This window comes from Hoskinsella mucinilytica, from assembly GCF_045223415.1.
In the GTDB taxonomy this organism is placed as follows: domain Bacteria; phylum Bacillota_I; class Bacilli_A; order Erysipelotrichales; family Erysipelotrichaceae; genus Hoskinsella; species Hoskinsella mucinilytica.
The window spans coordinates 22,453-35,597 of record NZ_JBEQZJ010000009.1; the positions used below are offsets into that span (position 1 = coordinate 22,453).

A 13,145-nucleotide genomic window follows, 5' to 3' on the forward strand; every position below is an offset into this window, starting at 1 on the left:
TTAATTGGAAGAAGAGGAGGTTACTTTATTGAAAAAGGTGAAAATGAGTGATTGTGTATTGTTTATCCCAGGAATTAATCCTACACGTGCAGAAAAGCAATTTTTAGGCGATAAAATAGAATATTACGATCAAGCTGCATTTGAGAATGACTATACACACAAAAGCGATTTTTTAGATGATGAAACAAGGGAAATTATAACTTCTAGTTTAGCTTTAAAACAGGGAGATGTAATTATCAGCAATTCTATGAGCCTGGCAACAATGGTTGGAAAAAATAATGCAGGTAAAATTCCTTCACTTAATTTCATAAAAGTAGAGTTTCCTAACAATCATATAGATCGTTACTATTTTATTTACTTATTCAACGCTTACAAAGATGTTAAAAGGCAAAAAGAGCGTGAGTTACAGGGAAGCAGCACAATATTACGAATACCAGTCAAAGCATTAAACGAATTGATTATTCCAATAATACCTTTAGAGGAACAGAAAAAAATTGGGATAATATATAGGGAAACATTAGTATTACAAAGTAAATTAAACAAATATGCTAATACGCTAGTACAGTTTGCTGATGCAATACTCGATGAGAATCTAAGGGAGAAAAGATGATATGAGTGATTATAAAAGTAAATCAGAATCAGCATTTGAAAGAGAAGTTATCGATTACCTAACAACAATAGGCGGGGTAAAGCAGTGGGAATATAAAAAGGATATAAAAACGACAGACCAATTATGGAATAATTTCAAAAATATCCTTGAACAAAATAATCAAACTCGTTTGGATTATCCATTATCTATTACAGAGTTTAATCAGGTAAGAAAAATTATCACAAGTATTGAAGATCCGTATCGCGCTGGTCAATTTTTATATGGAGTAAACGGAGTTTCTGAAATAGAAATAGATCTAGACAATGGAAAACATGTCTTTCTTACCGTTTTTGATCAAGCACAGGTAGGTGGTGGGAATACAGTGTATCAAGTAGTAAATCAAATCGAGCGTCCTAAAGTGATTGATGGTAAACCAAATCGCCGGTTTGATGTTACACTACTTATTAATGGATTACCCATTATTCAGATAGAATTAAAAAAAGCATTACATAGTACGAGCGAGTCATTGAATCAAATGGAACAATATATTGCAGAAAAACAATATAGCGGGATTTTTTCGACGTTGCAGATTTTGATTGCTATGACACCATATGATGTTCGTTATATGGCTAATACTAAATTAGAGAATTTTAATCGTGCATTTGCATTTAATTGGCAAAATGAAGATAATGCGCATCCTGTTCGTTCATGGAAGACATTTGCTGATAATGTTCTTTCTATTCCAATGGCTCATGATTTGGCTACTCGCTATATGGTTCTTGATGGTACAAAGAATAAGGAATGTATAAAAGTAATGCGTCCTTATCAAGTATATGCAACAAAACGAGTTCTTGAAAAAGTTCGAAAACATGATTTTAGTTATGATAATGGCAAATTAGGATATATTTGGCATACAACAGGGTCTGGCAAGACTATTACTAGTTTTAAAACAGCTTGGCTAGCAAGTCGGTTATCCAATGTGGATAAGGTAATATTCTTAGTGGATCGAATAGCTTTAACTGACCAAACTGCAGATGCATATAAAGCATATGATCCTGTTGCAGGGTTTGAGGAGAAATTGGGTGTTGTGAGTGATACAGCCAATATATCCGATCTTCATAACAAACTGACAAAGAAAAGCGATAAAAACATTATTGTGACTAGTATACAGAAAATGTCACGTTATGTAGAACGTGATAGTTTTAAACCATTAAGTCAGAATATACTCTTTATAGTGGATGAAGCACATAGGTCAACAGGTGATGGAACTGAAGATAAAGGTATGCTTGAAAGCATAAGGAATGCTATTTCAAATTCAGCATGGATAGGATATACAGGGACACCAAGATTTCCTGAAACTCGTGAAATCTTTGGAGATATCCTTCATGCTTATACTATCAAGGAGGCTATTGCGGATAAAAATGTTTTGGGATTTAATGTAGAATTCAAAGAAACTATAGCAGCGCCTCAAGTAACCACAGAAGAGGAAATTGATGATAATATACGTGGCAGTGTGTATGACTATAGCCCTGATCATGTAAAATTAGTAGTTAAGGATATTTTTGATAATTGGAAAAAACGTTCTAATAATCGAAAGTATAATGGACTTTTAACAGTACATGTAGGAGGAAACAGGCCTTCTACACCAAGAGCAATGGAATACTTTGATGAGTTTACTGCAATTAATTCTAATAAACCAAAAGAGGATCAATTAAAAGTGGCAGTTAGTTTTTCGGCAGATACATCAAATGGGAAGCATCAATTACTAACGAATCAAAATTTATTAAGGGCTATTGATACATATAATGGTTTGTTTGGTACTGTTTTTGACATGAAATCGGTTAAACAATATACAGAGGATTTGATTCGGCGTCTTAATAAAACTGCAGATGATGGTAACTATTTGGATTTGGTTATCGTAGTAGATCAGCTTTTAACAGGTTTTGATGCACCTGAACTAAACACTCTATATATTGATCGAACACTAAAAGGTGGTAATTTAATTCAAGCGTATTCACGTACAAATCGTATACATAACTATATTGAAAAACCTTGGGGGAATATTGTTAATTATCGTTGGCCAAAACAGAATGAATATGAGATGAATAAAGCTTTTGCAATATATTCAAACCGAGCTTCAGCTGATGAGCAATTGTCTCTTGAAGATTTGAAAGAAGATAATGAAAAATCAGGAATTATTTCCAAATCTTTTAGTAAAGTTCAAAAAGAAATTCAAGAAGTTGTTAGAAAAATAGCAGAACTCACAGATGATTTTGCTCAAGTTCCACCAAGTGAAAAGGCACAAGATGAAGTTTTTGAAAACCTTAGAGAGTATAATCGATTATTAAGTCAGTTAAAACAATATACCTGTGATGATAATGGTCAACAGATATCAGCTTATGATGATCCGGAAGAATTCTACAAACTGATTGGAATTACAGAAGAACAAGAGGTTATATTGACAACGGTTATAGCTGGTGAATTAAAAGAACGTCGGGCTAAAAAAGAAGATATTGATATATCGCAGGTTAATCTTTCTATGGTGCACATTCATGAAGTAACGATCAATTATGATTATCTAGTAGACTTGATTGCTAAAATGGCAGATGAAGTCCATGAGGATAATATGATACAAGCTAAGAGTACGCGTGAAGAAATTAACCTTGAAATTGCTAAATCTGATAACGAAAAAGAGAAATCTAAAATACGCAATTTTGTATCTAAGATATACTCGAAAGAATTCACTTTTGATGATTATCCAGCGCCAAGAAATGTCGAAAAAATGAATCAGGCTATGGATCGTGCAAGAAAGGATACTGTTAGACAAATGATTACTACCTTTATACGTACATGGGGCCTTGATAACAGCATAAAACCAAAAGAGTTAGAGAAATTAATTGTTAAGCACAGATATGGGCAAGAAGATTTGGATAAGCAAGGAGAGCTTACAGCCATTATGAATGGTGCTCGAGATGATTATAAAGAAGTTGCTAACGAATATGTTGCATCACTCTCATGGGTGAAATATCGTATTGAGCTACGAAAAGCATTTTACGAGATGGCTGATCAGATTAGAAATGGGGATTAACATGGGAATAAATTTAATTATAGGAGAGTTTGTATGGCTGATAAGATGAAAAGAGAACCATGTATTCGTTTTAATGGGTTTACTGAAGTATGGATGCATAGAAAGTTAGGTGATACTTTTATGCATATTCAAAATAATACCCTATCGAGAGCAGCACTTAGTTATAAACATGGTGCAGCGCTTAATATTCATTATGGCGATGTATTAATAAAATATGGAGAGGTTTTAGATGTGAAGAAAGAAATTCTTCCATCAATTATCGATGAATCTTTCATATCTAAATACAAGACATCATTTTTGAAAAATGGAGATGTGATAGTAGCAGACACTGCTGAAGATGAAACAGTTGGAAAGTGTACAGAAGTAGCAGAAATAACTAACGAGATAGTTATTTCAGGATTACATACAATTCCATATCGACCATTATTTCACTTTGCCTCTGGATATCTTGGATTCTACATGAATTCCTATGCATATCATAGTCAACTTTTGCCACTTATGCAAGGAATAAAAGTAACATCTATTTCAAAGAATGCAATGACTAAGACGATGATATCTTATCCTAGATCAGAATTAGAACAAAAACAGATAGCCACATTATTTAATAATTTTAATAACCTAATTAGTCTTTGTAAGAATAAGCATAATGAATTATTAAATGTAAAAAAATACTTCCTTAATAAGATGTTTCCTAATATTGGTAATAATTTACCTGAAATACATTTTTGTGATTTTGCTGAACCTTGGGAGCAGCGTAAGTTGGGGGAATTGTGCTTAGAAATAGGAGATGGATTACACTCTGCACCTATATATGATGAAAATGGAAGTTATTATTTTATTAATGGAAACAATCTTGTAAATGGTAAAATTATTATAAATGAAGCAGAAACACTTAAAGTTTCAAACGAGACATTTAAAAAAAATAATAGTCAATTAGATGGCACTACAATTTTGCTTTCAATAAATGGAACTATAGGAAATCTTGCGTATTATCAAGGAGAAAATGTAATGCTTGGCAAGAGTGCTGCATATTTAAAAGTCAAGAATATAGAAAAAAAGTACTTATATACAGTATTACAGACACCAATGATTTTACGAGAATTTGATTTATTTTTAACAGGTACAACTATAAAGAACTTGGGACTTGCAGCCATTAAAAATACGACAGTTTATATACCAATTAAAGAAGAACAAATGAAAATAGGAACATACTTTAACCACCTTGACCACCTTATCACCCTTCATCAGCAGAAGTTAAAAATATTAAATGAAATGAAAAAATCTTTGATTTATCAAATGTACATATAAGAGGAGGAGTTTATATGAGTAATGCAAAAGATATTACAGCACAGTTATGGGATATGGCAAATAAATTACGAGGTACTATGGATGCAAGCGAGTATAAAAATTATATTTTGCCATTTATGTTTTATCGATATTTATCTGAAAACCAAGATAAATATTTGAAAGAAAATCATCTTGAAGAATTCTATCAAGTGATGAATGAAGAAGAAAAGGAAGAATATCTTGAAGAGTTTTCAAAAGGTATAGGATATGCAATAGATCCGTCATTTACATGGGAAAAATTAGTAAGTAAAATTGAAACACATAAGATTAAAGCTAGTGATTTTCAGGATATGTTTGATTCGTTTAATATAAATGCAAAGCGTAATCCAATAGCAGCTCCGGACTTTGCAAATGTGTTTTCGGATGTCAATCTTGGTGATACTCGTTTAGGTACTACTACTAATGAACGTGCTAAGGCTTTGAATGATATAGTATTAATGATAAATAATTTTAATTTTAAAGATGATTTGGGTCATGATATTTTAGGTAATGTATATGAGATCCTGATTGGTCAATTTGCAGCTAATGCTGGAAAAAAAGGAGGAGAATTCTATACCCCTCATGAAGTTAGCCAGATTTTAGCAAGAATTGTAACTATGAATGCAAATGAGTCTGGGGAGCAGTTTAGAGTTTATGACCCTACAATGGGTTCAGGATCATTACTATTAACAGTGCAGAAAGAATTACCATATGGTGATAAACCGGGCAGTGTAGATTTTTATGGACAAGAATTAAATACGACAACCTATAATTTAGCACGTATGAATCTAATGATGCATGGTGTTAATTATCGTAATATGGAATTAAAACGTGCAAATACACTTGATGCTGATTGGCCCTTTTCTGAAAAGGATGGTATTCAGACACCTTTGAAATTTGATGCTGTAGTTGCGAATCCTCCTTACTCACAAAATTGGGATATAAAAACCATAGATCGTGAAAAAGACATAAGGTTTAAAGGTTATGGAGTGGCTCCTGCCTCAAAAGCTGATTATGCATTTGTTTTACATGGTCTTTATCATTTAGATAAATCTGGAACAATGGCTATAGTATTACCTCATGGAGTTTTGTTCCGAGGAGGGGCTGAAGGGAAAATTCGTAAAAATATTATTGAAGAAAACTTATTAGATGCAGTAATTGGACTGCCAGCAAACCTTTTTTATGGCACAAGTATACCTACTTGTATACTAGTTTTGAAAGGCCGTGAGGCGCGTGGCGACAAAAAGGATATTCTATTTATTGATGCATCCAACGATTTCAAGAAAGGTAGAAACCAGAATACTCTAACAAAAGATCATATTGATGACATTATTAAGGCTTACATGGAACGTATCAATAAAGACAAATATGCTTATGTTGCAACATTAGATGAAATAAAAGAGAATGACTATAATTTGAATATTCCACGTTACATAGATACGTACGAGGAAGAGGAAATAAAGCCACTATCAGAAATAGCAAAAGATTTGCAAAAAGTAAATGATGAAATTGCTGAATCAACAAATGTTTTATTTAATATGTTAAGCAAGCTGGAAGGAACAACAGACGAAACTAAAAAGGAATTAAATGAATTTATTAGAATTTTAAGTGAAGGTAAGGAAGAATAATCAGTTAGATGTTGTATAGGTAATGTTATAGGATAATCAATAAGTGTTGCTCCTTTATTAAAACAAGATATTTTGAATAGGGATAAAGTAACACTTATTGTTTTTATTAAATTCTTATGAGTCAATACGTTTGCATATAGGTAAAGATAACCAGTAATCAAAGCTATTCAAAAGAAGTAGGTTTGTTGTAGAAAGTTAATCAAAGCTTTTTGAACTAGAAAAATCCAACAAATAAAGAAATATTAGGTATTTAAGGACTATATGGATTTTGCCACATATGAACTATATTCTGAAGATGAAATAGCTGAAGAAGAGTTCAGCTTAATGCTTAGGTGAAAATTGAATTAATTGTGAAAATAAGATTTTTTAACGATTGAAACACTTATGCAGAAAGTATTAAGATTCCCTTATCAAAAGACAAAAATAGCATATAACTGCATACAGATGTTTTAACGAATACATGGAGGTAATCAAAAGACGTAGCTATGTCGTGAAAATAGAGGAATGAATAAGATAAGTTATTTGAAAGTTGCAAAAATCTTAATAAACAAAGGCTTTTTGAAGGTTTCAAGCAAAGTCAAGGTATCGCACCTCACATGAAGAACAAATAGATAGGAAACCATAGAAATACGTTATAAATAAAGGCTTTTTTGTAAAGGAATAAGAACTGAAAATCAGTTTTTACACCCAAATATTGAAAAGACAGAAGCCAAAGCATGAAAGAAGAAAATGGAAGTTATCGTTTTCTTCTTTTTTTGTTTAATAAAAGAACAATGCCTATACATTGTCCTCATTTGAATTATCTCCATTTGTCTCTAAATTCTCTAATGCATACTCACAAGCCTGTATAACAAATCTTGAAAAAGTAACATCTTGGTTTTCTATTGCCTTTTCAATATCATCAATCAATGATATTGGAAATCTTATAGTTTTATTTTCTGTTTCTTTTTTATTGGGTTTTAGTTGAAATGCCATATACAATGCCTCCTGTACTTGTATATAGTATTGCAATTAAATTTAAAAGTAAGCATTGCATATTATATTGCTGATTATTACGCTACGATATGAATCCAAAGAGCAGACGTCAATAAAGAAAAAACATCTTTATAAACAAGATATGGAGTCTTCTTTTCTCAACGTCATTTAAGATTTAAAATATTTATCATAAGAGTTTTTTAACTATTTTTAAATCGTTAATTATGATATAATTACATACGAAATTAATAACGAAATAACAAAAAATGAAAGGAGAGGATTAGGTGGAGCTAAATAATTTACAAACATTTGTTCATAGTTTGATAGAGAGTAATCGTGCTGAATGTGATTTTATAGAATACAAGAAATCTTACCAGCAAGAGGATAAGATTTTGAAAACGATTTGTGCTTATGCGAATAATTTTATGAATCGAGATTATGGTTACTTGTTTATTGGCATTGAAGAACAAGATGAAGGAAGTAATGGAATAAAAGCGATTCCTCTTAGACCTATTACAGGTTTGAAAGAAGGGCAATTAGAAGTTGCAGAAAATCATATTAAATCTTTATTTAAATATATACAACCAACGCCAACATGTCATTTTATCTGTGATCAAGTGGATGGGAAGTGGTATTTAGTTGTTGTCGTAGAACCTAGCTATCGTCTAACAGAAGTAACTGAAAAAGGAGCACACGCAACGAAACTTCCTAAAGGTGGGCGTTATATTCGTGTTAACAGAGATACAATATTACCTAATACTAGACAGGAATATGAATTATTAAGAAAATTTGCAGGTTACTCATTCTGCGATGATTTTCACGCAACTGCAACACTAGATGATTTAAACTACGAATATATGAAAGAATATCTTGTGAAAACAAATGCAGCACAGGATCTAAGAAAACTACCTAAAGAAGAAATGGCTAAAATGCTAAAACTCGTTGGTGAAGAAGAATCCAATAAAGATAAGATTAAAAATTTTGCATTGTTAATGTTTGCCGATAGACCGGAAGATTATATTCCAGGTGCTCATGTTGAAATTATCACTGAAAGCAGAGATGGAACTTCTAGAATGAGTGCAGAAAAGTTTGAAGGTCCTATTTGGATTCAAGCACAACAAGTTAGAAACTATTTCAAAGATAGAATTGAACATTCCTATACAATTAGAGAGAGTGGAAATATTTATCATCGCATTGTAAAGAACTGGCCGGATATCGCTTGGAATGAGTTTTCAACAAATATGATATTACATAAGAACTATGATAATCCTAATTATGGTGGAATCTACGTTTATGCAGATCATATTTCTTTTGCGAATCATAATCGTCCGTTACCTCCTGTTTCTATTCAAGATTTAAATGAAAAAAATGTCTTTGATATTCGTGCTTATTTAAATCCGCAAATTAAAGATATGTTTTATAAATTACATTTAATTGAATCCTATGGTTCAGGTATTCGTCGTGCAAAAACAGCCTTGAAAGAAAATGGGAATGAAGAACCAATATTTTTACCAGATAATGAAATAGATGATTATACACAAGTAATTATGTATATCAATAAAGAATACAAAAAATATGAGGATCAAGATAATAAACCAATCCAATTGGAAACAATCAAGTTGCCTAAAAATCAACAAATAGTTTATGATACGATTTTAAATAATCCAGGTTTAAGAATTCCTGCATTAAGTGAAATATGTGGATTAAAAGCCAAGAGCGTTGATAATGCAGTTGTTAAGTTAAAGAAACAAGATTTGATAAAATATGAAGGATCAAGTAAAGATGGTGGTTACTACTTGAAAAGTAGGGACTAAAGTAGGGACTAAAGTAGGGAGTAAAATGGTTAATTGATTGTGTATGCACTACTTTGTAAGATACTTAATTATTGAAGAATCTATAAATGGCGATGATCATATGAGTATGAAAGCGAAATAATAAAAAATGCCTAAAAATTTCTTGAATAATATGGAAAAGGTTTTGATAGAGTAGTAATCATTGTTTTAAATTTTATAATTTTCTGAGATTGTCGCTACACTGTGGAAACTAACTCAAAGTGTTTTTCTTGATCGTATTATCGATATTAATTTAAGTTAAGGATAAAGCTGTAAGAGATTTGTATGCCCATGAAACAGCGAACGAAGAGCTATGATTGAGGTACAAAAAAACAATGTTTTTTTAAAATATATGTGAATCCCTATCCAATGATCCTAAGCTGAAGTAAAGCCTCTAACAACAGCATATTCATCTATGTTTTTTGTAATCATCTTTTTGTCATCTTTGAAGATGTCTAATGTAATGAGCAATTTAAATAAGAAAATCTTTTGTTTAACGATGGTTAAAGCACCATTCAAATTCACTGAAATATAGTGGTAACATTCGCTTACTGATACCATAATAAATGCCTAATACCATATTGTTAAAGTTGATATGATTTTATTGAGAAACCATAACTTATGTGTATCCTCTTCAGAATTATTTTTTCTTTGCAATTACATTATTCTTCAGCACATTATAGTACAATAAACGTTCATCATGATGACAATGAGCACAGTGATAGCAGTTCTTTGTACCCATATAATAATAGTGGGTATTACCGTATCTCTCACAAACATAGCCTTCTAGCCATTACATCAAAAAGAAGAACTCTCTACATTTAATGATATCCATATAATACTGGGCGATAAATTCAGCATTAGACATATATTTACCACGACGCTTAATAGAAAATTTCTTATGATTCTTTTCGTGTTTCCTTGTAAGCACCTTCCTTATACATGAAGTATATCAGGTATTGTTACATCATTTATATTTATGTAAAAATTTAAGTTATCTTATATTAGGTTTGTCTCACGGGATTCACATTATTTGATACTTAATCAAGTAAAGATGAAAAAGCACGTAACTCGTATAAAAGAGAGAAAATTGAAATGTTGTAATTAATTAGTAAAAAACCACAGAATTTTCACTATGGCTTTTCAGAGACAATAAAATCATTTTATGATTTTAGATCCACGATACTTGAGTATCGACTAATTTAATTTATATGATATTAATGAATATGTCAATATTAACATATTATTCAATTAGCTTTTCTCATAAAATGAATTTATACATTGCTTTGCTAAATGAAAGATAGTACAATGTAATTAGGAGGCTAACTTATTATGGAAGAATACATAGCGCATAAAATAAAAAGTGAACAAGGTACCATCAGAACACAAACGATCAAGGAGCACAGTGAACATACGAAAAATTTAAGTGGTATATATGGAAAAACATTAAATGTTACCAATATATGCCAATTAATTGCTGCTTTACATGATGTAGGAAAATACCGAAGTGTTTTTCAAGATTATATAAAGTCGGATGATGAGAATAATAAACAAAAAGGAAAAATTAATCACGCTTCAGTTGGTGCTCATTATGTAATGAAATATCAAGAGGATGAAAATAATATGTTTTCTCGACTCACCAAAGAGATTGTAGCTGAATGCATTATTTCTCATCATGGACTAAAAGATTTCATTACTCCATTAGGGAAGAACGAATTTAATAGGTTAAGTATTGAGGATCATGAGCAGTACAATGAGGCTTATGATCATATAAAAGAACTTCTTGACTATGAGGAATTTAGTGATTTATACCAAAAGGCGAAATCGGAAACTGAAAATATGTTTAACATCATTAATGATAAAGTAAAAACAAGTAAAGAATGTTATTTCGACATGAGCGCATTTACAAGATATATATTATCTATTTTGATAAATGCAGATAGAGAAGATACAAGATCATTTATGTTAAATTTACCGTTACCTAAACCAAACAATATAGACACGAATAATGTATGGGATAAAGCGATAGATCATTTGGAAGCACTACTTTCCACTTTTCCTACGACTGATGAGCTAAGTCAAGAGAAAACAAAAATTTCTGAAGAGTGCAAAGCATTTTCTATGAATAAGTCAGGAATTTATCGCCTGTCGTGCCCAACAGGTTCAGGGAAAACATTGGCATCCTTACGATATGCGCTATATCATGCAAAGAAATATAAGAAAAAGCATATTTTCTATATTGCACCTTATAAATCGATCCTTACGCAAAACAGTGCTGTTATGAAATCCGTGTTTGAAGAAGGTGATGTCTTAGTGCATCATTCTGATATCGTTCCAGAAGATAAAGAAAGATATGTATATTTGAATAGTAATTGGTCAACACCGGTGATCATGACAACAGCTATTCAATTCTACCAAACATTGTTTTCTCACAAAACAACAAGCATACGGCGCTATCATCAATTAAGTAATGCTGTTATCATTATCGATGAGGCACAAACTATTCCGTTGGAAATTGTAAGTATGTTTAATTATATGATGAATTTTCTTTCAGAAATTTGTCATAGTACGGTATTGCTTTGTACGGCGACACAACCTCTATTCGATAAAACAAAACGCCCTTTACGTTTGAGTGAACCAAACGATGTTGTGGAAATTACACCAACTAGAATCGAAGCATTTAAACGTGTACATATCATAAACAAATGTAGATTAGAAGGTTATACACAAGAGGAATATGCCGAATTGATCATGGATTGTTGGAAAAAACATAGATGTGTTTTAGCTATTGTTAATACCAAATCCGAGGCTGTTGGCTTATATCAACGTTGTATTCAAATTGCAGAAGAGCAAAAGTTAAAAATCGATATGTATCATTTATCAACTAGTATGTGTCCTAAAAATTGTGATGATAAGTTGTCAGAGATCATGAAAAAGGCCAAAGAAGATACAAGTATGATTTGCATTTCTACAAATTTATGTGAGGCAGGAGTAGATATTTCATTTCCATGTGTCGTTCGCTCCTTGACCGGATTAGACAGTATCTTGCAAGCAGCAGGTAGATCTAATCGTAATAAAAAAGTGCCATATGGTTATGTATATATTGTGAACTCTAAATCTGAATATATAGGAAAATTACCTAGTGTAAAAGAGGGAAAACGTACAATGACCGATATGTTACATACGATGCAAGGCGAGTTTGTAGATGATTTACTATTACCTGAGAAAATAGCTGAATATTATGAACACTATTATTTTGATACTGAAGTAAATATGGATTATGAAATAAAAAAATTAGGTAATACGCAAATTGAATTGTGGGCCGAAAATAAGAAAGGAAGAACTGAAGCCGGAAAGAAAAAAGAATATATGCCAATTCTAACTAGTGCATTAAAATCTGCAGGCGAAAATTTTGATATTATGCCTTCAACTATTGGTGTTCTTGTGCCATATAAAGATAGAGGTAAGGAATTGATAGCGATATTTGGCAATGACAGTGTATCCAACGCTGAAAAATATAAATTATTAAAAGAAGCACAATTGTATATGATCCAGGTTTACGAATATGCTTATCAAAAACTGGTAGATGCTGGAATGATTACTGTTCTAGAATTTGGAGATATGTTGGTGCTAAAGGAGGGTTATAGCGATGATATGGGACTGAATGTTGATCAAAAGCTTGCAAATCTGTTTTTATGAAAGAAGGT

7 protein-coding genes are annotated in these 13,145 nt (G+C 31.5%); 6 read left to right on the forward strand and 1 reads right to left on the reverse strand.

Annotation, left to right across the window (positions count from 1 at the left end; all coding sequences use genetic code 11):
• Nucleotides 1-37: 37 nt before the first annotated feature.
• From UGRO018_RS04450 to UGRO018_RS04465, 4 genes are read left to right on the forward strand one after another with little or no spacing between them, the layout of a single operon-like run.
• The gene (locus tag UGRO018_RS04450; protein ID WP_416325299.1) at nucleotides 38-610 is read left to right on the forward strand and encodes a restriction endonuclease subunit S; all 573 of its coding nucleotides are present in this window, start codon (nucleotides 38-40) and stop codon (nucleotides 608-610) included.
• 1 nt (nucleotide 611) lies between these two features.
• On the forward strand, nucleotides 612-3,677 hold the full coding sequence (locus UGRO018_RS04455) for a type I restriction endonuclease subunit R (RefSeq protein WP_416325252.1): 3,066 nt from the start codon (nucleotides 612-614) through the stop codon (nucleotides 3,675-3,677).
• 33 nt (nucleotides 3,678-3,710) lie between these two features.
• Nucleotides 3,711-4,985 (forward strand): restriction endonuclease subunit S, encoded by a 1,275-nt coding sequence (locus tag UGRO018_RS04460; RefSeq protein ID WP_416325253.1) that lies wholly within the window; start codon nucleotides 3,711-3,713, stop codon nucleotides 4,983-4,985.
• 14 nt (nucleotides 4,986-4,999) lie between these two features.
• Nucleotides 5,000-6,631 (forward strand): type I restriction-modification system subunit M, encoded by a 1,632-nt coding sequence (locus UGRO018_RS04465; protein ID WP_416325254.1) that lies wholly within the window; start codon nucleotides 5,000-5,002, stop codon nucleotides 6,629-6,631.
• Nucleotides 6,632-7,408: 777 nt separating this feature from the next.
• Here UGRO018_RS04465 and UGRO018_RS04470 read toward each other — a convergent pair.
• Nucleotides 7,409-7,606 (reverse strand): YlcI/YnfO family protein, encoded by a 198-nt coding sequence (locus tag UGRO018_RS04470; RefSeq protein WP_416325255.1) that lies wholly within the window; start codon nucleotides 7,604-7,606, stop codon nucleotides 7,409-7,411.
• Nucleotides 7,607-7,890: 284 nt separating this feature from the next.
• Here UGRO018_RS04470 and UGRO018_RS04475 point away from each other — a divergent pair, with 284 nt between their 5' ends.
• On the forward strand, nucleotides 7,891-9,420 hold the full coding sequence (locus tag UGRO018_RS04475; protein ID WP_416325256.1) for an RNA-binding domain-containing protein: 1,530 nt from the start codon (nucleotides 7,891-7,893) through the stop codon (nucleotides 9,418-9,420).
• A 1,350-nt stretch (nucleotides 9,421-10,770) separates the two neighbouring features.
• A complete protein-coding gene (gene cas3, locus UGRO018_RS04480; protein WP_416325257.1) occupies nucleotides 10,771-13,137 on the forward strand; it encodes a CRISPR-associated helicase Cas3' in 2,367 nt (788 codons plus the stop codon).
• The last annotated feature ends 8 nt before the right edge of the window (nucleotides 13,138-13,145 follow it).